Below are 23,809 nucleotides of genomic sequence, written 5' to 3' on the forward strand. Positions count from 1 at the left end.
CAAGTATCATAGCTGTCGCTATGAAAAAACCCCGCCCCCGCTCCGTAAGCACCGCCGCCGCGCAGGCCGATTCCGGCTTCAGCTACAGCCGCCCCTTCTTCGAAGACCTCGTGGACCGCGCCCTGGCGCACGCCAAGAAGCTTGGCGCCACCGACGCCGGTGCCGAGGCCTCCGAGGGCTGCGGCCTGTCCGTGAACGTGCGCAAGGGCGCGCTCGAGACCGTGGAGCGCAACCGCGACAAGTCGCTGGGCGTCACGGTCTACCTGGGCAACCAGCGCGGCAACGCCAGCACCTCCGACTTCTCCGACGCCGCCATTGCACAGACCGTGCAGGCGGCCTATGACATCGCGCGCTTCACGGCCGAGGACCCCACGGGCGGCCTGCCCGATGCCGCCGACATCGCCGAGCCCGGCACGCACCGCGACCTGGACCTTTTCCACCCCTGGGACATCAGCAGCGAAGAGGCCGCAGCGCTGGCCATGGAATGCGAAGCCGCGGCGATGAAGACGCACAAGCGCATCACCAACAGCGAAGGCGCGGGCGTTTCGGTCCAGCAAAGCCATTTCTTCAGCGCCCACTCGAATGGTTTTCGCGGCGGCTACGCCAGCTCGCGCCACAGCCTTTCGGTCGCGCCCATCGCCTCGCTGCCCGGGCGCAACGCCGAGATGCAGCGCGACGCCTGGTACAGCTCGATGCGCTCGGCCTCCGAACTGGCCTCGCCCGCCGAAGTCGGCCGCTATGCGGCGCAGCGCGCCCTGAGCCGCCTGGGCAGCCGCAAGATCCCCACGACCGAATGCCCGGTGCTGTTCGAATCGACGCTGGCCGCGGGCCTGCTCGGCGGCTTCGTGCATGCCGTGAGCGGCGGCGCGCTCTACCGCAAGACCAGCTTCCTGCTGGACTCGCTGGGCAAGCCGGTGTTCCCCAAGCACATCGACGTGCTGGAAGACCCCTTCATCCTGCGCGGCAAGGGCAGCTCGCCCTTCGACGAGGAGGGCGTGCGCGTGCAGCCGCGCAAGGTGGTCGACGCCGGCCGCGTGCAGGGCTATTTCCTGTCGAGCTACTCGGCGCGCAAGCTGGGCATGAAGACCACCGGCAACTCCGGCGGCTCGCACAACCTGGTCATGAGCTCCCGCCTCACACGCGAGGGCGACGATCTCGACGCGATGCTCAGGAAGCTGGGCACCGGCCTGTTCGTCATCGAGCTCATGGGCCAGGGCGTGAACTACGTGACCGGCGACTATTCGCGCGGCGCCAGCGGCTTCTGGGTGGAAAACGGCGAGATCGCGTATCCCGTGCACGAGATCACCATTGCCGGCAACCTCAAGACCATGTTCAAGGGGATCGAAGCGATCGGTGCCGATGCCTACAACTACGGAGCGAAGACCGTGGGATCGGTGCTGATCAACCGGATGAAGGTGGCGGGCAGCTGAGGCTTCCTGCTGGCCCTGACGGGCTTGGGTTCGCCACAAAAAAAGGAGTGCGGCGCACTCCTTTTTTCATGGCGCAAGCGTGGGATCAGCCAGCCAGCGCAGCCTTCACGGCCGCCGACACCTGGCCCATGTCCGCCTTGCCGGCGAGCTGCGTCTTCACCACGCCCATCACCTTGCCCATGTCGCCCGGGCCCTTGGCGCCCAGCTCGGCCACGATGGCCTGCACGGCGGCCGTGACTTCCTCGGCCGACATGCGCTGGGGCAGGTAGGCCTTGAGCACTTCCAGCTCGGCGCTTTCCTTGTCCACCAGGTCCTGGCGGCCCGCGGTCTCGAACGCGGCAATGCTGTCCTTGCGCTGCTTGATCAGCTTGTCGACGATGGCAACGATGGCCGCGTCGTCCAGCACCACGCGCTCGTCGACTTCCTTTTGCTTCATGGCCGCCAGCAGCATGCGGATGGTGCCCAGGCGCTCGCTGTCCTTGGCGCGCATGGCGGTCTTCATGTCTTCGGTGATCTGGTCTTTGAGGCTCATGGCAATTCTCCTTGGGATGCAATCAGGAAGTGTAAATTCCGAATTCAGAAAACAAAAAACCCGCGCCTGGCGTCCCGAGCGCGGGTTTGCGGCCTGTGACAGCCAGCTGTGCTTAGTACAGCTTCTTGGGCAGCTGCATGCTGCGAACGCGCTTGTAGTGGCGCTTCACGGCGGCGGCCTTCTTGCGCTTGCGCTCGGAAGTGGGCTTCTCGTAGAACTCGCGGGCGCGCAAGTCGGTCAGCAGGCCGAGCTTTTCGATCGTGCGCTTGAAGCGGCGCAGAGCGACGTCATAGGGTTCGTTTTCTTTTACGCGGATGGTGGTCATTAGCTAATGTTTCCAAATATTTGTTGCCGACAGCGGGTGCGCAGGAGATCGGGCCTGGGCGCCATGTGCGGCGGTTGTTCCCCGTCTATAACTAGTATTGGCCGACGGGGCATTGCCAGCAAAGCCGAGAATTATAGACCACTTGCGGCGGGCTGCAGGGAATTCGCGCAGGCATGCGCGCTGGCCCAGGCCCACTGGAAGTTGTAGCCGCCCAGCCAACCCGTGATATCGACCACTTCGCCGATGCAGAACAGCCCCGGCTGTGCCTTGCATTCCATGCTCTGCTGCGACAACGCGCGCGTGTCCACGCCGCCCAGCGTGACCTCGGCCTTCCTGTAGCCTTCGGAGCCGTTGGGCGTGATTTCCCAGCGGCTGAGGCGCTCGGCCAGCCGGTTCAGGGCCTTGTCCGAGGCCTCGGCAATGGGGCGCTGCCATTCGCTGTCCTGCGCCACCCAGGCATCGGCCAGGCGGCTGGGCAGCCAGGCCGTGAGCTCGTTGGCAATCAGCTTGCGCGAACGCAGTTTGGCCCGGGCCAGCTCCGCCGCCAAATCCACATTCGGAGCAAGGTTGATGGACAGCGGCGTGCCCGGCTGCCAATAGCTGGAGATCTGCAGCACGGCCGGGCCCGACAGGCCGCGGTGCGTGAACAGCAGGTCTTCGTGAAAGCTCATGCGCTCCTTCTTGCTGCCGGTGCTGATCTCCACCGGCAATGCCAGCCCGGAGAGCTGGGCATAAGGCGCCCAGGCGTCGCCATCAAAGGTCAGCGGCACCAGGCCGGGCGTGCGCTCGACCAGCGGCAGGCCGAACTGCTGGGCCAGCCGGTAGCCGAAGTCGGTCGCGCCGATCTTGGGAATGGACAGGCCGCCGGTGGCAATGACCAGATTGGCCGCGCGCACCGGGCCGCGGTCCGTGGCCAGCAGGTAGCCACCCTCGCCATGGCCGACACTGCCCACCTTGCAAGGCTGCCAGCGCTCCACGCCGCCCGCCGCGCACTCGGCCAGCAGCATGGCGATGATGTCCTCGGCCGAGCGGTCGGCAAACAGCTGGCCCTTGTGCTTCTCGTGGTAGGCGATGCCATGGCGCTCCATCAGCGCGATGAAGTCCGCAGGCGTGTAGCGCGACAGCGCCGAGCGGCAGAACTGCGGGTTCTGCCCGACGAAATGCCTGTGCGGCTGGCGCACGTCCAGCTCGCGGTTGGTGAAGTTGCAGCGCCCGCCGCCGGAGATGCGGATCTTCTCGGCGACCTTGGGCGCATGGTCGATCAGCAGCACCCGGAGGCCGCGCTGGCCCGCCTGGGCAGCGCAGAAAAGGCCGGCAGCGCCGGCGCCGAGAATGATGGCGTCGTAGGAAGGGGTGGTCACGGGCAGGGCAAGGTCGAGGCGCGGGGAGGGCGGATGTAGCAGCGTGGTGTGCACGCCAGGCCGCATTGTCCCCGAGCCATGCCAGCCCGTGCTGGCGCCGGGCAATAGCCCGTGGCTCACTCCTGCCACGCCATGTTTTTACAATTGCCGTCCATGAACTTACCTTCCCACCAACTCAGCATGACCGTGCTGATGTCGCCCGACATGGCCAACTTCTCCGGCAACGTGCACGGCGGCGCGATCCTCAAGCAGCTCGACCAGGTGGCGTATGCCTGCGCAAGCCGCTATGCCGGGCGCTATGTGGTGACGCTGAGCGTGGACCAGGTGATGTTCCTGCAGCCGATCCACGTGGGCGAGCTCGTCACTTTCCTGGCCAGCGTCAACCACACCGGAACTTCGTCGATGGAGGTCGGCATCAAGGTGATCGCCGAGGACATCCGCAACCAGAGCGTGCGCCATGTCAACAGCTGCTTCTTCACCATGGTGGCCGTGGACGACGACCGCAAGGCCGTGCCCGTGCCCCCGCTCAAACCCTCCAACTACGACGAACGCCGCCGCTGGGGCGCGGCCGTGCTGCGCAAGCAGATCCGCAAGGAACAGGCGGAGCGCTTCGAGCAGGTCAGGCAGGCCGCGGCCGCGGAGACCATCTGATCCGTCTCAATGCCGCCGTTCGCACTGAGCTTGTTTTACCGTTCGTGCTGAGCTTGTCGAAGCATGGACGGCCTGTCCTAGGAATAGGACCCCAGCCCAGCCCTCAAGCCACCTGCTGCACCTGCCCCGCCTCCGCCGCCCAAGCCGCCACCCCCTGCACCACATCCCCCACCACGATGACGCTGGGACTCGCCAGCTTCTGCGCCTCGATCGTGGATTGCAGCGCCCCCAGCGTCGTCACCGCATGGCGCTGCTGGGCCAGGCTCGCGTTCTGGATCACTGCAACGGGTGTCGAGGGCGCCAGCCCCTGCAGCAGCCCGCGCTGGATATCCGCCGCGCCGCGCATGCCCATGTAGATCACCAGCGTCAGGCGCAGCGAATGCGCCGTGGCTGCCAACTGTGCCCAGTCGGTGTCATCCGCTCCGGGCTTTGCATGGCCGGTGATGAACACCACGCCACGTGCATGGGAGCGGTGCGTCAGTGGCGCCCCCAGCGAAGTCAGCCCCGCCAGGCCCGCGGTGATGCCGTTGATCACATCGACCTCGACACCCGCCGCGCGCAGATGCTCGACCTCTTCACCGCCGCGCCCGAAGATGAACGGGTCGCCGCCCTTGAGCCGCACCACGTTCTCGCCTTCCTGCACCGCCTGCAGCATCAGCTTTTCAATGAAGGCCTGGGGCGTGCTCTTGCAGCCGCCGCGCTTGCCGACGTAGACGATGCGCGCGGTGGGCGAGGCATGGGCCACGATCGCGTCGCTGACCAGGTCATCGACCAGCAGCACGCTGGCCGCCTGGATGGCTTTCAGGGCCTTGAGCGTCAGCAGTTCCGGATCGCCCGGGCCGGCGCCCACCAGCGTGCAGCGTCCTGCGGAAAGAGAAGAAGAGGAGCGGTTCATGGCAATGGATTCCATCAGGCGCCGGGCGCCGATTGGGCAGGTGCAGGCGCGGCTTCGAGCGCCTGCACGATCTGCAGAATATAGGCGACCTGCTGGGCAATCGCTTCGGGCACGGGCAATTCGCCCGCCAGCACACGGCGCGTGTAATCGGCCGTGGTGTCGACATCGATGGCTTCGGGCAGGCCAGGCACTTCAGTGGCGGTGCCGGGCTGCTGCTCCTGCAGCAACCGGTGCGCGCCCTGCACGAAGCCGTCATAGCGCGGCATGCGCCTTGGGTCGGCGACCACTTCGCCTTCGAGCCCGCGCGACAGCAGCGCCGTGGCGCCCTGGCCCTGCAGGCATTCCTGCAGCATGGTCGCGTATTCAGGGTGTGTATAGCTGGTGACCAGCACGCAGGGACCAGCGCAGGGCGTATAGAGCTTGGCAGCGCTGTGGCCCGGGTTGCGCAGGCCGATCACATCGCGCACCGCCAGCAGCCGCGCCAACCCGGGCTGCAATTCCTCCGTGGCGATATGCGCCACCGTACCCGGTGCAATCGCGGGGAGATCGGCCGACGGATCCTCGGGGGCATGCGTGGCCGCAATTCCCACGGCTTCCAGCACATCGCTCGCAAGGATCCGTCGCGCCTCGGTGCGCATGCCATGCAGCAATACCGGCAATCCTTCCCGGGCAAGCAGCAGCGCCAGCAGCGGCGTCAGCACCGGCAGGCGGCGCGCGCCGTTGTAGCTAGGCAAGACGATGGTCGGGCGGCTGCCCGCAGCAAACTTCCGGCTGCGCGCATGCAGCGCATCGAGAAACCCGCCCATCTCCTCGGCGGTCTCCCCCTTGATGCGCATGGCAATGCAGAACGCCCCGATCTCCAGGTCCGTGACCTGTCCGTCAAGCACCTGCCCCAGCAGGTCCTGTGCCTGCGCGCGCGTCACCGCCCGCGCGCCCCGCGCGCCGCGGCCGATGTCTTTGATGTAGTGGCTGATGCCCATGGATGCGCTGCCCTGGTTGGTTGAGGGCGCTATTTTCGGGCATTTTAAAGAACTTTTGGTTATATGTTGTTTCTGGTGCCAAGGGGCTTTAGGAATCAGAACAGGGGTGAATGACACTGATGAGCAAGAAGAATGCAATTGGTGACGGTGGAGCTAAGCCTCGCTTGACCATCTGACAGCGAAGTCTGTAAATTGATTTTGGAGTTCGATTTCGTTTCTAAACCAGCAGACATATCCTTGGCCATTTTGATGTTGAAGATATATGTAATAGCCTCTGGTGCTGCCATTTATATCGTCGTCCACCAAAATTTTCCAGCCGTTTAAAAGGACTGAGGTAATGGTTCCTTGTCGAATGATATTTATGTGAATATCCTAATGAAATAATTTATATATCATTTGAAATTGATTTCGATTTAATTATTCTCAGATTTGAAACCTAAGTTTTGTCCATCAGCTTGATTTTACGTGTGAATCAGATTTAATAGGATTTTGGCCAAGGGGTAGGGCGTGGGGAGATCTTGCAGAGGGATACATTTTCATTTGTCAGATCTTTAATGCCATGCGTAATCGATGGGCAGTCTTCCTCTTCCTCGATAATGCTGAATCCGCAATTTTCAAACTCTATGTATATTCCAACACATCCTTCTGAAATGCCGTTAATTTGATATTCGTAAATTGAGGTTATTTTTTTATTAAAGTAAAAGGAAATTTGGTCGAGTTGACTTATTGGGTATGCATAGTCATCTTTGATTTCCGAGAGTCTTAATAGTTTGGGATCTTCCTTTAGTGGATGAAAATTTGCTGTTCCTTCGCCGATCGATATTGCAATCCATCCTGATTTGGAGATTTTGAGGAATATGACTAAAAAATAGCATATGAGTTCTCCTTCGATATAGCATGAGCGGAATCGCGCATCAATCAAAAATTCATTAGTTATCACTATGTCTCCTCGGTTGGTAATTTTGAGTCTGAAAAAATATTTCAAGCAGGAGGTAAGCCTGAAGTTATTGAATTTGTTATTTTCTTATATGCCAATTTGTACAGTGTTGTGATTTTCATGGCATGAAATGACGGTTTTTATTTTAATGTTCATGCGTCATGGTATAGTTTTTCTCTCATTAGCTTTGTTGCTACATTGAGTCGTCGACGAGTTATTTTTGAAGTTGCTTGTTGTCTATATGATTGAAAATCAATGATTTCAATCTTGACGTCAACTAGTTCTTTGGTGTGCCGAGGAATTTCGAAAATCGCTATTTGGTATAAATTAATCATCATCCAGAATAGATCTTCCGCCTGCTTAGGGATATGTTTGATGACTACTGAAAACTCCAGTCTTGGGAAATAAATATTTATCGCTTTAAGAAACAGTGGGTTAGCTTCGCCTGAAAAAGTTCTGTCGATGTAATAGAGATGTTCGTAATTGTTTTGTTGGGTAATTTTTCGGTTTTAATTACCAATTGAATTTGGGGTGGATATTTATAGAGATATTTGCATTTTCTAAAATTGATTTTATTAATTTTATTTCGGTGGCTTTCCCTTTAAAAACTATAATTTTTTCTTTTTGAAGTAGATTTCGTGCTTGCAAAAAATTTATGCCGGCTATTTTTGATATTGCTTTTATCTGATCTTTGTCATGATGATTTGCGTTTTTTAAATTAATGCTATACAGGGTGTCATCCTGTTCTATTGACGGAATATATGTCGTAACGACTGACCAATTGCATCTGGTGCATTTCTCTCCGATGGTAAGGCCTTCATGGATTTTTTCGGCGGGTGATCCGCACTGGGGGCACCGACGGTCGAGGAAATTAGTCTTCATGGCTTGTAATTTTTCGGAAGGAAAGTATTAAATTTTCCCTGTTTAGATAAATCTGGACGAGCGAAATATGGGGATGTTGGGTCGTTTGAAATGCGGGGAGCAACGATCTTAGTTCCGTCAGGATAAGCCCAAACCAGATCGCTTGGCGCTTGAACAGGCACTCCCATTTTGTTTGCTAAATTTTGTGCAAATCCTGTATTACATGCGCCTGTTTCACAGGAAAGCAGTCGGATTGATTGTCCAGTTTTATATCCACTACTATCTTTTATAAGCTTTCCAGCTATGCGTTGGTCGATCGCGACAAGCCCTTTGCTTGTAATGATGTAAATATTTTGTTTATCTCCGTGAGCGATTACGTCAAAAAGTCCATTAGGATCGATATCTTGGCGATTAGATAAATTTTTGAAAAAACGATCCTTGTCGCCTATAAAGTTTACAGGGCCGGGTACTGCTTGCTTAAGAAATCTATTTTCCTTCAATTGTCGTGCTGCGTTCAAGCTTTCTAATGACTCATTTTTTGCAGTGACATTGGTTAATTTAATGCCGTATTTGCCAAAATCTAGGAGAGCTTTGGCGTCTAAGAGCCAAGATTCTGGATAAATAGGGTCAAGTCCTTGGGCTTTGCTTTGCGCTACTTTCCAAAAATCAAGGAGTTTTCCTCTATCAGTCGCGCATGAGTGAGGGATAGGACATCCAAGCTCGTGCATTTGCTCTTGTATATGATTACTGATTTCATTGCAATCACTTCCCTGACAGGTAGCGACAGCATTGGCAAGAAGGCGATCGCTTAACTGATCTTTTTTATTCAGAGCCGCAGCCGTTTCACAGCTTGATATGTCGCCTTCGGTATAACAGCTTTTCTGGGATTTATTAAGCAATGCCCGTTCGTCATGTGGCAGATGATTGTTTGTAACTTCATTAAAAGCGGCTGCCGCGCCGACGGCACCACCACCTGCCAATCCTCCCGCAGCAGTGCTTGCCAGTGCAGTTATGCCCTCGATCAATGGGGGTGAAAGATTGTTATTTCGTAGTGCATCGGCCACGATCGGAGCCGCAACGGTACCTACCACAGCGCCGACCGCGCCCGGAACTCCTCCAGTAAATGCGCCCACCAAACCATGCGTCCCCAAGCGCTGCGTACCCTTATCTCCCCACTTGCTCTCAATAGCTTGCGCTTGTTCCATGAGTTCAGCAGCACGTGCAGGATCTTGTTGTGCTTGCCGGCGTAAATCCGCCGCTATACCCATTTGCTCTTTTGCATATGTGCCGGTTGCTCTGCTCGCCTGCTGCCCAAGCGCCGCCGCAATCTTCGCTTTGGCCGCCTGATCGTCCATCAACTGTTGTCCGTTCCAGCGCTTGCTCAATCCTTGGCTTGGATCATCGGTACGCACATCGCGGTTGAGGTTCGCCACGGCTTCAGCGGCGGACTGTCCAGTCAGGCCGCGTTGCGCTGCGTCATCGGTAATGATGATTTCCCCGGGACTGATGCCGCTGCGGGTGATGCTGCGTTCGCTGCCCTGGTCGCTGCTGACGCCCATGCCGGCGGCGCTGACGCCCAGCTTGCCCAGGTTTTGCGCTGACCAGCCGGTGGGTTTGGTGACCGTGTCGCTGCCGGCAGACTTGGCTTGCTCCTGGCCTCCGGTGGCCAAGCCGCCAGAGAGACTGAAGCCGCTGGCTGTGTAATCGCTGCGGTTTTCAATGTCTGTGGGAATGATGGCGCGGGTGATCAGACGGTTGCGCTTGTTGTCGATTGCAGGCTGCGTGCTGGTGATCACGCCACCGCCGAGTTCGGTGATGTCCTTGACTTCCAGATCGAAGCCGCCGTCGCCCGCGAAGATGCCGCTGGGCCTTTTCACGCTGGCGTAATTGGCCTGGGCGCGGCTGGTGCTATGGCTGTCGCTGGCTGCTGCCATGCCGGGGCCGATACCGAAGGAGCCGGCCTGATCGCTTTGCGTGCCGTCGAAGCGGCTGGTGTCCTGCAGGCTCTTGATCCTCAGTCTGCCGCCTATGGATCCTTTTACGCGCGGAGCTTGGATGCTGGCGTCGCGCATGACGGTGTCGCTGCCGGAATAGATTTCCACGCGCTGGCCTGCTTTGACCTGGGTCTGCCGCTGCGTCTGGTCTTCACTCTCGGCGCGGCCCTCGCCGCGGCTGCCGCTGCCGATGACTGCAGGACCTGTTCCACCCAGTGATATCCCGAGGCCCGCACTGCGGCTGCGGTTGCTGCTGCTGTCGCTGCGGGTGTCGGGAGTAGTACCCAGATAGATCTTGTGGTCGGCAATGAGCTTCGCCACCTTACCCGCATCCACCTGGCTGTCCTGGAGCACGAGGTCGCTTCGTCCGCCGTCCCCGGTGGCTTTCATGGTGACATTGCCACGGGGCGCCAGCACGTGGCTCTGGCGCATATTGCTGCTCGAGTAGGTGCTTTGGCTCCAGCTGCGGCTGCTGCCCAGCATGAGCTCGGTGCGTAGGCCCAGGTCGCCCTCGGCGAGCTTTTGCAGATCCTTGCGCTGGTTATAGACATTGAGCGCGGCTGCCCCTCCAGCCAGTGCATGCATGCGGCCGTCGCCGGTCTGGCTGGCGGCATCGGCCAGGCTGCTGGCGGTTTGCGCCATGCCGATGACAGGCGCGTTGATGGAGAAACCCAGGCCACCTTGCCTGAAGCTGCTGTGCATGCTGCCTTGCGCGGTCTGCGGGCCGCCGGCGGTTTCAATCCTTTTGGCATCGACATCGATATCGCCTTCATCAGCGATAACATCGCTGCCGATCTGGCGATAGGTACTGCCGCTCTTGATGTCGACGTTGCCCTTCAGGCTGCGTACCACGGATGGTGCGCTGGCCGTGCTTTGCACGCTTTGCTCGGTGTTTTGGCGCTGGCTGCCTATGGTCAGGCCCAGGCCGTTGCCGCCAAACACACCGCTGCGCCGGCTGCGCTGCTGGCTTTGCCAGCTTGCGTTCTCCTGGGCGGCCAGAAGGTTGACCTTGCCTTTGGCATCCAGCCGGGTGCCCTCGATCGAGAGCACCTGGCTGCCGGTCACATCGATATCCTGGCCAGACTTGATGTGTACGGTCTTGCCGCCAAAGAAGCTGGGCTGGACCTCGCTGGACTCGACCTGGTGCACTAGCGACCGGCTGCTGGAGCCCAGGAAGCGCAAATGCCTGGAGTGGTAGGCGTCGTCTAGCCAGCGCGTGGCCTGGCCCGGGTCTATGCGCACGCTGGTGCCGGCATCGACATCCAGGTGCCCGGTGCTGACGACCTGGGTTGCGCGCGCGTAGATGTTCCGTCCGGCATGGATATCCGTGTCACCCAGGGTGTCGATTGTCGTGCCGACTTCGTGGCTGCCCCCGAGCAGCAGGCGGTTTCTGTGATCCCAGACCACACCCTGGCTGTGCGAGGTGTGGATGGCGGAGAGATCGATATCGTGCAACGCCGCAATCGAGGTTTTGCTGCCTCGTACGGCATTGGTGATCGAGGTGCCCCGGAGATCGGCATTCCTGCCGGCGTACAGTTGCATGCCCGAGGGAGCAGGAGCTTCGCCGGGCTTGACCGGCGCTGCGGGTGCGGCAGCTCCAGGGCGAAGCTCGAATGCCGTTCTCCGGTTCACCTCGGTGCCGCTGCCCGCGATGCCCTCAGTGATCGACGGAGCGTTGATATCGCGCTCGGCACGTGCCAGCAGCGCCTCCGTGGCCGCGACGGTTCCGCCGTGCACATTGATGTCGCGCTTGGCGGCCAGATCCACCGCCCGGCCGAACATGTTGCCCCCCACGTTGTTGATGTCGTGTGCGGCGACGTGCAGCAAGCGCCGGCCGCGCAGCGAGGCGCTGTTGTGCATATCCTTGTCGGTGTCGATGAGCAACTGGTCCGCGCTGATCAGCCCGCCCTGGGCATCGAGGTCTCCCGGCTGCGCCACCACATAGACTTTGGGCACCAGCACGGTCTGCCGGGACGCATCGGGCAGGGTGAGCTTTTCCTCCACCAGCCAGACCAGATCGCTGGTGAGCTGCGCCATCTGCGCGGCGCTTAGCGCCACGCCCGGGCGCAAGCCGTGTGCCTTGGCAAAAGTGGTGCCGCTTTGCAGCAGCGCCTGGTACTGAGCATCGTTGGCGCGGTAGTCGCCTAGGAAGCGCTGGCCCGTGAGGTAACCCAGTTGCTGCTGGACCAGCTGCTGTTCGTAGAAGCCATCGCCCAGGCGCTTTTGCAGCGGCGCCGGGTCGAACGCGCGAAGCATCTGCTCCGAGGAGGTCCATTGCCGGCCCCGGGTAAAGGCGGGATCGGTTTCCACCAGCGGCCGGTTGGGGTTCTCGGGCCTGACCCAATAGAGGCTGTTTTGCGGCACGGTCCCGGCGGATTCCAGCGTGCGTACCCGCTCCCGGGATTCCTTGATTTGCTCGCGCACCACCGGGGTGGGGCGCTGCGTGGAATTGCCGGTATTGGAATTGGCATCGACGGGAGCGCTCGGCGCATAGGGATGGTGCGACTTGAACACCACCGTGGGAAGTGGGAATGTGTCTATCTTGGTATAGGTATAGGTATAGGGCGCCGGACCTGTTTCGTATTTCTTTTGCTTGTTGCGGCGTTCCTTCCAGTCGTAGCGCATGGCGCTGCCTTCTATCCGTGTCTTCCGGTTGCCCTGCCTGCCCTCGTTGTAGGGTGGTTTTTTTGGGTCGATCAGTGCGCCTGCCCTGACGATGGCGTTGATATTGTTCACCGGGCCTTTGAAGTGAATGTTTCCTCCTGCTTCGATAATGGCGGGCTTGGTCTCTTTTACTGAATCGGCATGGATGGTCAGCTTTACCTGGGAGATGACCGTGTACCCGCGCGAGCTGTCGGTGTACCGGTTGTCCTCTTTGGCGACTTCCAGAATCTTCTCGTGGAGCTTTTGCGCCACCGCGATGGACTCCTGGTAGATCTTGAAGGCCGCTTCATAGGCGCGCTGCTCGGCAAGGCTTTGCCAGCCGATCCGCCCGGACTCTTCCTTGATACCTCCATGGTTCAAGGGATCCGGCGCGGTGGCAGTGTAGTTTTCAGGCACCGCAATGCCGAACTGCGCAAAACGTGGAGAACCCGCAGGCTCCAGTTGCAGCGGGGCATCGTCGGGAAAGGGAACGCCATTCCTATAGGATGTCTTGGGATCTATGAACGCGGCAGGCGGAATATGGGGAAACCTGTCGATATGCACCGGCTTGAACATCCGTCCATCGGAGTTGTAGCCCTGAATTCCCATTTCCGTGTAGAACCTGCCCCGATTCTCGAAATAAGGCAGAAATAATCCATCCTCGATTTCCTTGTAAAGCGTTGCGCTTTCAGGCGCCTTGCCGGAAAAGGCGACCATGTTTTCGCCCGGTATGTTTTCCACCTCTGCAAAGGGCTCGACAACCAGGTTCGCATTCAGATTATTGACAACCCGCTGGTCGAACTGGATGTCGCCCTGGGCATCGATGCGCGCGGCAATATTGCGCAATTCCTGGCCATTGCCGGTGGCAATGCGGTTGGCATCCAGGCTGTTTCCCATGCGGATATGGCCCATGCTCTGCAGCAGTGCGCCACCCTGGTTGATCACGACCGGCACGCCCAGGTCCATATCCTTGCGCGAGGCAATGACGGGAGGCTTGCCGCCGCCATCCTCCGGGCGGTTTTCCAGCGTCTTGGCCGCCAGGGAGACATGGTCGCCAAAGATGCGGCCCGTGCCGATGTTCTGGATGGTGTCCGCATCGATGCGCGTGTCCTGGCCGTCGATCAGGCCGCGGTTGACCACGGGCTGCCCGGTGCGCAGGGTGATCGTCTGCGCCGCGCTCATCGTCGCGCCTGCCTGGTTGTCGATCTGCGTGCTCTTGAGCTCGGTGTCGGTGCCGCCCAGCAGCTGGCCCTGATTGGTCAATTTCCCGGCGGTTTCAAGCTTGAGCTTGGCATTGCTTGCCGCGATGCCTTGATGCATGATGTCCCCGGCAAAATCCAGAGTTATCCCGCCCACCGCGTCAAGGCGGCCGGCACCGTCGAGGCCCTTGTTCTTTATCTGCAGGCTGTCCGCCGAAAACACCGTGCCGCCCTGGTTGAGCAGGGTCTGCGTGGCCTGGTCGAGTGGCGCGCCGGCCGCCACGCTGGCGTCCTGCAGCAGGAGCTGCCGGCCAGCCTGCAGATGGCCCTGGCTGTTGTCGACCAGGCCGCGGCTCTGGATCAGCAGGTCCTGCTGGGCCTGCAGGGTGCCGGCGGTGTTGTTGATGGGTTCGGTGCCAGCATGGAGCTGAAGGTCGCCGCCGGACTGGATCAGCCCCTTGGTGCTGTTGTCCACGCCGGTGCTGCTGGTGAGCTTCAGGAGACTGCGCTCGCCCGTTGTGTGGAGGATGCCGCCGCTGTTGTTCAAGCTGCCGCTGCTGATCTCCAGGCCCTGCGGCGCCACGGCCTGGCCCTGCTGGTTGTTCAGCGCGCCGTCCAGGGTCAGGCGGATATGGCCGGTCTGGCTGACGAGGAGCGCATTGCGCTGGTTGCTCAGCGTCTCGCCTTTCACGGTGAGATCGCCCGCGGCGCGCAGCGTGCCGGCGTCATTGGTGATGGACGGCACCTTGGCGGTGAGGCTGCCCGCGCTGGCGATCGTGCCGCCGGTATTGTCCAGTTGCCGCGCCACCAGGCGCAGATCGCCGGCCACGGACATCGAGCCGCCCTGGTTCATCACCGAGCCCTGCGCGCCGGTCAGGCGCTGCATCTGCAGGGTGCCCCTGCGGTTGTCGAGCAGGCCTTCGCTGTGCAGATGGCCCAGATGGGCGATGGCGCTGTTGGTAAAGGAGTGGATGGCTTTGACATCGGTCGTGCCATTGGCCGTGAGCAGGCCGGTATTGGTGAGGCGCTGCGCCACATGGATCTGGCCGTCGGCAAGGGTTGGCGGCGCGGGGTCTGGCGAAGGTGCTGCGGGCGCGGGCTGTGTCCCCATGCTGGCGGTAGGTGCGCCCAGCAGCGCCTTCTCGCCGGAATTGGAGATCGCCAGGCTGTTGACGGCCAGCGCCTGCGTGCCGGTCTGAGCGATATGGCCGGCGTTGTCCAGGCGCGTGGCCATGATGTCCAGGCGCGGCGCGCTGAGCATGGCGTTTGCCTGGTTGTTCAACTGCCCGGCCTGCGCCGCCAGCTCGCGGCCGGCCTCGATGCTGCCGGCATTGAGGGTTTCGGCGCCGCCGTCGGCCAGCACCACATCGCGCTGGCCGACCAGCCGGCCGCTGTTGTCGATGCTCCGGGCCGACAGCTGCAGCTCGGCGTCCGCGCCCTGGCTGGCGATGACCCCGGTGTTGCGCAGCTGGCCGCCGGCTGTCAGCGTCAGCGGGCCAGCGTCCGCGAGCAGCGCTCCGGCATTGCGCACGCCCAGCCCGGCCTCGGTGCCGATGAGCATGATCTTGCGCGCATACATGCCGCCCAGTTGCGCGACGTCCAGCGCGAACTGCGGTGTTTCCATGGTGCGCGCGGGCGCGCCTTGGGCAGGCAGCGGCTGCTGCGTGCTGTCCGCCGCCAGCGGGCCGGTGCCTGTGACCATGCGCAGGTCCTGCGCCCAGATGCCCGCATTCACGGCAATGGCCTGCGCCAGCACCTGGGCGTAATCGGCCTGGGCGGCATCGAGCCCCCGGCCTTCGAGCTGGATGGCGCCGCGCTGGACCCTGAAGGCTTCCAGGCTGCCGTCGCTGCGGTAAACGGGCTGGGCGCCGGCCAGCGTCAGGCCGGCGGCATTGATCAGCGACAGGCCGTTCACTACCAGGCCGGACGGGTTGGCGATGATCACGTCGGCGCGCGGCCCGGCCACTTCCAGCGCACCCGAGAGCCGCGACTGGTTTGCAGAATTCACTTCATTGACGATGACCCGGGCGCTGCCCCTGGCCAGCCACGGGTTGCCCTGCACTGCGCCGCCGATCTGGCTTTGCACGCCGGTGCGGCTGTTGTTCAGGATCGCGCCGCGTTCGCCCTGCTGGCCAATGTCGAACTGCTGGTAGCGGTTGCGGCTCACGCCGGCGGTGGATGGGGTCTGGATATTGACGGCCGGCATGCCGTTGGCCGATCTCAGCACCGTGGGCCGTTCGTGGCCCGGAGCGGAAGCATCGGGAATGATCTGCGCAAAGGCCGTGGACGCCGCCAGCAGCAGTGCCGATGTCGCGGCCGGCAGTGCCAGCGCTTCGCTGCGGGGACCGCGGCCAGCGCGTGCAGCTTCCTGCACGGCCATCCAGATGCCGCGCACCCGGCTGAAGATGAGGCGATAGCGCTGCTGGTTCATGGTGGTATCTCGAAGCCTGCAGGCAATGGTGCGCGCGCGCTGGACGCATGGGGTTCGGAGCGCAGTGGGTTTGTGGATAGGTGCGGTGAGGCAAAGGGTGTGAGTCAAACCGCGCATGACGACAGGTTTCCGGTGATCCGGCAGCTCATCCCCTTGCTGTCGTGTTCAGGCGCCAAATGCTGACAATTGCCTACGACGAGGGGCGCTTCTTTGCGCATACGATGCCGCTGACCCTCTCTTTCCCGACAGCAGCGCCGCCCGCCCGGCGCAAAGGAGCCGCATGATGAACACTTCGAATTCCCTGACCGACGAATTGCTGGGCCAGCTGCGCGGCGCGCCGATGCAGAGCATGGCGCAGCAGTTGGGCATGGGCAGCGCCGAAACCGAGCGCGCCGTGGGCACGGCGCTGCCCATGCTGCTGGGGGCTCTGGGCAACAACGCATCGCAGCCGCAGGGCGCAATGGACCTGTTTGGCGCGCTGCAGCGCGACCATATGGGAGCCGCTGGTTCGGGCAACGGCCTGGGTGGAATGCTGGGCGGCGTGCTTGGCGGACTGCTGGGCGGCCAGGGCCAGGCCAGCCAGGCGCCAGCCTCCAACGGCGCGTCGATCCTGGGTCATATCTTCGGCGGTCGGCAGCAGCAGGCCGAATCCGGACTGGGCCAGGCCACCGGGCTGGGCTCCAATGCCGGGCAGTTACTGCAGATGCTGGCGCCCATCGTCATGGCTTTCCTGGCGCAGCGCGTGCAGTCGGGAGGCATGGACGCGGGCGGCCTGGGCCAGGTGCTGGGCCGCGAAAAGGCCCAGGTGCAGCAGCAGGGCGGGGCCGCGGGCGGGCTGCTGTCGAGCCTTCTGGACCAGAACGGCGACGGCAAGCTGGATGTGGGCGACCTGTTCAAGCTGGGCGCGGGTTTTCTCGGCGGACGGCGCTGAGCCGCGGGGCCAAGCCCCCCGTACAGGCACCCCTGGCGCCATGGTTATTGCATTGCCGCGTGGCTGCGCCGACACTGGTCGGGCTTGTTCGACTTCAGGAGCCAGGTATGACGACTGTTGCAGACATCCTGCGGGCCAAGGCGACCGACGAGGTACACCATGTGGCGCCCGACGATTCGATGCTCGAGGCCCTGCAGCGCATGGCCGAGCACCGCATCGGCGCGCTGATGGTGCTCGACGGCGAGCGTTCGAGCCATATCGCCGGCATCGTCACCGAGCGCGACTACGCGCGCAAGATCGTGCTGCAGGGCCGCAATTCGGCGACCACGCCGGTGCGCGAGGTCATGACGGCGGCGGTGCACTGCGTCGACATGGCGCAGACCTGCGAGGAGTGCATGGCGTTGATGACGCGCCAGCGCATCCGCCATCTCCCGGTGCTCGACGCGCAACAGCAGCTGATCGGCATCGTCTCGATCGGCGATCTGGTCAAAGCCATCATTTCCGAGCAGCAGTTCACCATCGACCAGCTCGAGCACTACATTTCGGGCCAGCGCGGCTGAGGCCTTTTGCGCGCGCGCGCCGCGCGGCCGCGCCAGGGGTTCTACACTTGCGCCCATGAGCTTGCTGATCCTGGGTATCGAATCTTCGTGCGATGAAACCGGCGTGGCGCTGGTGCGCCTTGAGGAACCATCGGAGGGCGGCGCCGTGCCCGCGCTGCTGTCCCATGCGCTGCACAGCCAGATCGAGATGCATCAGGCCTATGGCGGCGTGGTGCCCGAGCTGGCCAGCCGCGACCACATCCGCCGCGTGCTGCCGCTGACCGAGGCGGTGCTGGCCGAGGCGGGCGAGCAGCTTTCCGATATCGACGTGGTGGCCTTCACGCGCGGCCCGGGCCTGGCCGGCGCGCTGCTGGTGGGCGCGGGCGTGGCCTGCGCGCTGGGCGCGGCGCTGGGCAAGCCGGTGCTGGGAGTGCATCACCTGGAAGGCCATCTGCTGTCGCCGTTCCTGAGCGAGGATCCGCCGGAGTTTCCCTTCGTCGCGCTGCTGGTGTCGGGCGGCCACACGCAGCTGATGCGCGTCGATGGCGTGGGCTCCTATGCCATCCTGGGCGAGACCATCGACGATGCCGCGGGCGAGGCCTTCGACAAGTCGGCCAAGCTGATGGGCCTGGGCTACCCGGGCGGGCCGGCGCTGTCGAAGCTGGCGCAGCAGGGCGACCCCGAGGCCTTCAAGCTGCCGCGGCCGCTGCTGCACAGCGGCGATCTGGATTTCTCCTTTGCCGGCTTGAAGACGGCAGTGCTGACCCAGGCGAAGAAGCTGGGCGACGAGCTGCCCGCGCGCAAGGCCGATCTCGCGGCCAGCACCGAGGCGGCGATCGTCGACGTGCTCGTCAAGAAGACGCTGGCCGCGCTCAAGCAGACCGGCATGAAGCGCGTCGTGGTGGCGGGCGGCGTGGGCGCCAACCGGCTGCTGCGCGCGCAGCTGAATGCGGCCTGCGCCAGGATGAAGGTGCGCGTGCACTATCCCGAACTGCACCTGTGCACCGACAACGGCGCGATGATCGCCATGGCCGCGGCCATGCGCATCCAGTCGGGGCGCGAGCAGCCCCGGACCGAATACGCGTTCGATGTGAAGCCGCGCTGGCCGCTCGATTCGCTGGCCTGAGCACGACGCGGGCGCCGCGCGCCTGCTGCCGATATTCCGATTCGCACCATAGGGCAATTGCCTGCGCCGCGGCATGTCCTCCAGCGTCAATTTATTTGATGTAGAGGTGAAGAATATTTCGTTTTATTGATGTGGGCCAAAGCCATAGACTGGGCTTCGCCATCGGGAAAAGTGCCCGATCGAAGGAGGCAAGTTTATGAGCGAGAACCGCAACCAACCCACGCCCTGGTATGCCGAGGATGTGCGCAATGACCTGAGCTGGGTCCAGCGCCTGAGCGCCGAGGAGATCGAAGGCTTCGACCAGGCGCTGGCGCATGCCAAGCGCCACCCCAAGCCGCTGCTGGCCATGGAGCAGCGCGACTTCCCCCTGCCTGACGCCGCGCGCGATGCGCTGCGCCGTGCCGTCGCCACCACGCAGGGGCGCTGGGGCATGTGCCTGCTCAAGGGTTTCCCGGTGGACCGCTGGAGCGAGGCCGACTGCCGCCTGGCCTATTGGGGCATGGGCCTGTACATGGGCGTGGGCCGCACGCAGAACAAGGCCAGCGAGATCATCAACGATGTGCGCGACGCCGGCGGCGACTACAAGGCCAAGGGCGGGCGCGGCTACAACACCAATGCCGAGCTGGACTTCCACCAGGATTCGTGCGACGTGGTGGCGCTGCTGTGCCGGCGCACGGCCAAGTCCGGCGGCACCAGCAAGGTCATCAGCTCGATGGCGCTGCGCGAGCAGGTGCAGGCACGCCGTCCCGACCTGATCCCGGTGCTCGAGGGAGATTTCTACCACAGCTACCAGGGCACGCAGGACCCCTCGCAGGCGCCTTTCTACCGCTGCCCGATCTTCAGCAAGCCCGGCCACGCATTCACCGCGCGCACCAACCGCAAGAACACCATCGCGGCGCAGCGCGACTTCGAGGAAGTGCCGCGCCTCACGCCCGCGCAACTCGAGGCGCTGGACCTGCTCGACCAGCTGATGCCCAGCGAGCAACTGTGCTACTCGATGGAACTGGAGCAGGGCGACCTGCAGCTGCTCAACAACTACGTGACGCTGCATTCGCGCACGCATTTCGAGGACCACGAACACCCCGACGACAAGCGCCACCTGTTCCGACTGTGGCTCGCGGTGCCGGCATCGCAGCCGCTGCCGCCCGAGTTCGAGGAGTATTTCTACGACATCCGCCCGGGCTCGGTGCGCGGCGGCGTGCGCGGCAGCGCGATCACCGAGGAGTTCCTGGCGTACGAGCGCCGCCAGGCCGAGGCGCTGGGCATGCGCTACAAGCCCTGGGTGCCGGGGCGCGAGGCAATGGCCGAGGCATAGGGGGCAGGCGGCGCGGGGCGCCGCCTGCCGGGCATTTCAACGCAAGACCATTACAAGAGAGACAACGATGAAACGTCGCACCTTGCTGCAACATGCGGGCTTTGCCGCGCTGGGCCTGGCCCTGCCGGCCTGGGCCCAGACCCCGAACGCCACGCGCATCCTGGTGGGCGCCCCTCCGGGCGGCGGCACCGACATCCTGGGGCGCGCGCTGGCGCTGGAGATGGGCAAGCAGCTCTCGCGCAGCGTGATCGTCGAGAACCGACCCGGCGCGGGCGGCAACATCGCGGCGCTGGGCGTGGCCAAGGCCCCCTCCGACGGCGGCACGCTGCTGCTGAGCTACACCAGCCATGTGATCAATCCCGCGCTCTACAAGAAGCTGCCCTTCGATCCGGTGGCCGACTTCACGCCGATCGCGCCCATTGCCACCGCGCCCAGCATCCTGGTGGTGTCGGAGAAATGCCCCGCCAGGAACCTGCAGGAGCTGGTGGCCATGGCCAAGGCCAAGCCCGGCACCATGAACGTGGCGATTGCCGGTCTCGGCGGCGCCAACCACCTGGCCGGCGAAATGCTGCGCAAGATGGCGCAGATCGACGTGCTGGGCGTGCCCTACAAGGGCACCTCGGGCGCGCTGACGGACCTGATGGCAGGGCAGGTGGACATCGTGTTCTCGGGCTATGGCGCGGCCGGCGGACTGATCAAGTCGGGCCGCGTCAAGGCGCTGGCCGTGACCAGCGCCAAGCGCATGGCGGCGCTGCCGCAGGTGCCGCCCGTGGCCGATCTGCTGCCGGGCTTCGACTACAGCGCCTGGTATGGGCTGTTCGGCCCCGCGGGCATGGGCGCCAAGGAGGTCGAGGCGATGCGCACTGCGGTGCATGCGGCGCAGAAGACGCCGGGCCTGCGCGAGCAGCTCGAGCGCGAGGGCATGGAGCTGCTGCAGATGGATACCCCGGCCTTTCGCAGCTTCCTGACGGCCGAGCTCGACCGCTGGAAGCTGGCGGTGAAGGCTTCGGGGGTGGAGTTGATGTAAAGCTTTCTCGTTAAAAGACGGGGAGTTTTGTGTGGAGGGCCCGTCATCCTTCGAGCCTTCGACAGGCTCAGGATCAGGACGAACGGTTAACCCACCGTTCGCCCCGAGCCTCCCTGCGCGGGCCGGTAGAAGGGCGTTTCAGGGCACGGCCGTCAAAATGAAAACGTTCTAGCCCGTGTCTCTTGCCACATCCGCCAGCACCTGCACCAATGCCTGCAGGTTGCGCTTGTCCCGGTCGGCCTGCCGCAGCAGCAGCGCGTACTGCATGCGCGGCGCGTCCGCGGGCAGCGCAAGAGTGCGCACCGGATCGGCCTGCAGCAGGCGCGGATCGGCGATCTGCAGCAGCGCCACGCCCATGCCCAGGCCGACCATGGAGATGATCGCGGGAATGCTGTCGAACTCCATGTCCAGCTTGCGGATGCCGTATTTGTCGGCCAGATAGCGGCTGGCCAGCTGGCCGGTCACCGTGCTGCGGTCGTAGCCGATGAGGCGGTGCGCGGCCAGCAGCGCCTTCACCGTCTTTTCCTTGGCTGAGCTCGGCGCCAGCAGCACGAAGTCGCGCTGCAGCAGCGGCTGCCACACCAGGCCGCGCGCGGCCTGCGGCTCCTGCGGCGGCAGCGCCAGCACTGCCAGGTCGAGTTCGGCCGAGCGGATGCGCTGCGTCAGCGCGCGGCTCTTGCCGCGGTCCACGTCCACATTGAGCAGCGGGTGGCGCTGCTGCAGCGCCGACAGGGTGCGCGGCAGCAGCAGCGGCAGCATGGTGTCGACGATGCCCAGTCGCACCGTGCCCTGCACGCGCACATCGGGGCGCTCGCGCAGCGCCTCCACCCGGGCGAGTGCTTCCTCCATGATGGTGGCGATCTCGTGCGCCAGCGGCACCGGCCGGATGGCCTGGCCCGAGCGGTCGAACAGCGCCGTGCCCATATAGTCCTCGAGCTGCTTCATCTGCATGCTGACGGCGCTGGGTGTCAGGTTCAGCGCCTGCGCCGCTTTCGCCAGCGAGCCGGTGGCAATGACGGTATGCAGGGTGTGGAAGGCGGCGATCTTCAAGGCGGTCCTTTAGGGCGGCGGGCATGGGCATTATCCGCACAGCGCTTTGAGGCTGCGGTTTACACAATCTTCACGCGGGCGAAGCCGACCTGACAAAGCTCGGCGGCACAATGGCTGCCATGCCTACCCTGACATTCAAGAACAACAAGCTGACGGCGCCCCGGCCGGCTATGGCCGCGGCACTGGTGGCGCTGGCGCTCGCCGGCTGCGCCGCGACGCAGCAGCCGCCCGGCGCCGGCCTGCCCGCGTTGAGCGTGCCCGCCACTTGGTCGCCCGCACACTTGGTCTATACGCCAGATGCCGATCCGCAATCGCTGGCCCGCTGGTGGCAGGGCCTGGGCGATCCGCAGCTGGCGGCACTGGTCGAACAGGCGCTGCAGGCCAATCTGTCGCTGGCCTCGGCCCAGTCCACGCTGCGCCAGGCGCGCGCGCAGCGCGATGCCACCGCCGCGGGCCTGGCGCCTTCGGTGGGCGCTTCCGGCTCGGCGCAGCGTTCGCGCTCGGGCAACGCGACGGGCAACAGCTTTTCCACGGGGCTCGACGCGAGCTGGGAAATCGATGTGTTCGGCCGGCTGGCCAGTGCAGTGGCGGCCAGCGACGCCGAGGTGCGCAGCGCGCAGGCCACGCTCGAAGGCACGCGCGTGTCGCTGGCGGCCGAGGTGGCACTGACCTATATCGAGCTGCGCAACCTGCAGCAGCGCCTGGTGATCGCGCGCAGCAATCTCGCCAGCCAGCAGGAGACCCTGCAGATCACCGACTGGCGCATGCAGGCCGGCTTGACCACGTCGCTGGCCACCGAGCAGGCCCGTGCCTCGGCCGCGCAGACCGCGGCGCAGGTGCCGGCGCTCGAATCCAGCCTGGCGCAGACGCGGCATTCGCTGGCCGTGCTCACGGGCCAGAACCCGGCTGCGCTCGATGCGCAGCTGGCGTCATTTGCACCCGTGCCCCAGGCGCCCGATGCGCTGGCGCTCCAGATTCCCGCTGAAACCCTGCGCCAGCGCCCCGATGTGATTGCCGCCGAGGCCCGCGTGGCCGCAGCGCTGGCGCGGGTGGCGCAGGCCGATGCGGCGCGCTATCCGAGCTTTCGCCTGAGTGGCTCGCTCGGCCTGCGCGCGCTGACCGTGGGTGCCTTGACGCAGGGCAGCTCGGTGTTCGGCTCGCTGCTGTCGGGCATTTCCGTGCCGCTGCTCGATGGCGGCGCGATACGCGCGCAGCTGCGCGTGCAGGAGGAAGGGCTGGAGCAGGCGCGGCTGAACTATGCATCCACCGTGCTGACGGCGCTGCAGGAAGTCGAAGACGCGCTGTCGATACTGCAGGGCGATGGCGCGCGCATCGAGCAGCTGCGCATTGCCGCGGAAGCCGCGGCCAATGCCGCGCTGCTGGCGCAGCAGCGCTACAGCAGCGGCCTGGTGGACTTCCAGACGGTGCTGGAGACCCAGCGCACACAGCTCTCGGCGCAGGACAGCCTGGCAGCGACCCAGGCGGCGCTGACTGCCGACCATGTGCGGCTGTACAAGGCGCTGGGCGGGGGCTGGACCCCCACGGCCATCGACAGCGCCGCAGCGCCGGCCACGAATTGAAC

General features: G+C 63.4%; 16 protein-coding genes. 8 read left to right on the forward strand and 8 right to left on the reverse strand.

What is annotated here, in order from left to right; translation table 11 throughout:
* Positions 1 to 20 precede the first annotated feature (20 nt).
* Positions 21 to 1,430 carry a metalloprotease PmbA gene (gene pmbA, locus M9799_RS13140; RefSeq protein WP_231042121.1) on the forward strand — a complete coding sequence of 470 codons (1,410 nt, stop codon included), beginning with the start codon at positions 21 to 23 and terminating at the stop codon, positions 1,428 to 1,430.
* 85 nt (positions 1,431 to 1,515) lie between these two features.
* Here pmbA and M9799_RS13145 read toward each other — a convergent pair whose 3' ends face one another.
* The 3 genes from M9799_RS13145 to M9799_RS13155 form a co-directional block, all read right to left on the reverse strand.
* Entirely contained in the window at positions 1,516 to 1,962 is a 447-nt protein-coding gene (locus M9799_RS13145; protein ID WP_231042122.1) for a GatB/YqeY domain-containing protein, read from the reverse strand.
* Positions 1,963 to 2,074: 112 nt separating this feature from the next.
* On the reverse strand, positions 2,075 to 2,287 hold the full coding sequence (gene rpsU / locus M9799_RS13150; protein WP_159917519.1) for a 30S ribosomal protein S21: 213 nt from the start codon (positions 2,285 to 2,287) through the stop codon (positions 2,075 to 2,077).
* A gap of 131 nt (positions 2,288 to 2,418) precedes the next feature.
* Complete coding sequence (locus M9799_RS13155) at positions 2,419 to 3,648, reverse strand: BaiN/RdsA family NAD(P)/FAD-dependent oxidoreductase (RefSeq protein ID WP_231042123.1); 1,230 nt, start codon at positions 3,646 to 3,648, stop codon at positions 2,419 to 2,421.
* A gap of 153 nt (positions 3,649 to 3,801) precedes the next feature.
* Between M9799_RS13155 and M9799_RS13160 the strand changes: the two genes are divergently transcribed.
* On the forward strand, positions 3,802 to 4,299 hold the full coding sequence (locus M9799_RS13160; RefSeq protein ID WP_231042124.1) for an acyl-CoA thioesterase: 498 nt from the start codon (positions 3,802 to 3,804) through the stop codon (positions 4,297 to 4,299).
* Between the two features lie 103 nt (positions 4,300 to 4,402).
* On the opposite strand, the gene cobA is transcribed toward M9799_RS13160, so the two are convergent.
* From cobA to M9799_RS13180, 4 genes are all read right to left on the reverse strand, one after another.
* A complete protein-coding gene (gene cobA / locus M9799_RS13165; RefSeq protein ID WP_231042125.1) occupies positions 4,403 to 5,194 on the reverse strand; it encodes a uroporphyrinogen-III C-methyltransferase in 792 nt (263 codons plus the stop codon).
* A gap of 14 nt (positions 5,195 to 5,208) precedes the next feature.
* Positions 5,209 to 6,174, reverse strand: coding sequence for a DNA-binding protein YbiB (gene ybiB / locus M9799_RS13170; protein WP_231042126.1), 966 nt, complete (start codon positions 6,172 to 6,174; stop codon positions 5,209 to 5,211).
* A gap of 1,450 nt (positions 6,175 to 7,624) precedes the next feature.
* The gene (locus tag M9799_RS13175) at positions 7,625 to 7,993 is read right to left on the reverse strand and encodes a hypothetical protein (RefSeq protein WP_231042128.1); all 369 of its coding nucleotides are present in this window, start codon (positions 7,991 to 7,993) and stop codon (positions 7,625 to 7,627) included.
* Positions 7,990 to 16,239: a two-partner secretion domain-containing protein gene (locus M9799_RS13180; RefSeq protein WP_231042129.1), complete on the reverse strand. Its 8,250-nt coding sequence runs from the start codon at positions 16,237 to 16,239 to the stop codon at positions 7,990 to 7,992. The genes M9799_RS13175 and M9799_RS13180 overlap by 4 nt, the downstream gene beginning before the upstream one ends.
* A gap of 283 nt (positions 16,240 to 16,522) precedes the next feature.
* On the opposite strand from M9799_RS13180, the gene M9799_RS13185 reads away from it, so the two are divergent.
* From M9799_RS13185 to M9799_RS13205, 5 genes are all read left to right on the forward strand, one after another.
* A complete protein-coding gene (locus tag M9799_RS13185; protein WP_231042130.1) occupies positions 16,523 to 17,170 on the forward strand; it encodes a DUF937 domain-containing protein in 648 nt (215 codons plus the stop codon).
* Between the two features lie 107 nt (positions 17,171 to 17,277).
* Positions 17,278 to 17,730 (forward strand): CBS domain-containing protein, encoded by a 453-nt coding sequence (locus tag M9799_RS13190; RefSeq protein WP_231042131.1) that lies wholly within the window; start codon positions 17,278 to 17,280, stop codon positions 17,728 to 17,730.
* A 55-nt stretch (positions 17,731 to 17,785) separates the two neighbouring features.
* A complete protein-coding gene (gene tsaD, locus M9799_RS13195) occupies positions 17,786 to 18,835 on the forward strand; it encodes a tRNA (adenosine(37)-N6)-threonylcarbamoyltransferase complex transferase subunit TsaD (RefSeq protein WP_231042132.1) in 1,050 nt (349 codons plus the stop codon).
* A 196-nt stretch (positions 18,836 to 19,031) separates the two neighbouring features.
* Positions 19,032 to 20,150 carry a TauD/TfdA family dioxygenase gene (locus M9799_RS13200; protein ID WP_231042133.1) on the forward strand — a complete coding sequence of 373 codons (1,119 nt, stop codon included), beginning with the start codon at positions 19,032 to 19,034 and terminating at the stop codon, positions 20,148 to 20,150.
* A gap of 67 nt (positions 20,151 to 20,217) precedes the next feature.
* Positions 20,218 to 21,177, forward strand: a complete 960-nt coding sequence (locus tag M9799_RS13205) for a Bug family tripartite tricarboxylate transporter substrate binding protein (RefSeq protein WP_231042134.1) — start codon at positions 20,218 to 20,220, stop codon at positions 21,175 to 21,177.
* A 168-nt stretch (positions 21,178 to 21,345) separates the two neighbouring features.
* On the opposite strand, the gene M9799_RS13210 is transcribed toward M9799_RS13205, so the two are convergent.
* On the reverse strand, positions 21,346 to 22,227 hold the full coding sequence (locus tag M9799_RS13210) for a LysR family transcriptional regulator (protein ID WP_231042135.1): 882 nt from the start codon (positions 22,225 to 22,227) through the stop codon (positions 21,346 to 21,348).
* Between the two features lie 119 nt (positions 22,228 to 22,346).
* Between M9799_RS13210 and M9799_RS13215 the strand changes: the two genes are divergently transcribed.
* Positions 22,347 to 23,807 (forward strand): efflux transporter outer membrane subunit, encoded by a 1,461-nt coding sequence (locus tag M9799_RS13215; RefSeq protein WP_231042136.1) that lies wholly within the window; start codon positions 22,347 to 22,349, stop codon positions 23,805 to 23,807.
* Positions 23,808 to 23,809 lie beyond the last annotated feature (2 nt).

The organism is Comamonas endophytica, from assembly GCF_023634805.2.
In the GTDB taxonomy this organism is placed as follows: domain Bacteria; phylum Pseudomonadota; class Gammaproteobacteria; order Burkholderiales; family Burkholderiaceae_C; genus Comamonas; species Comamonas endophytica.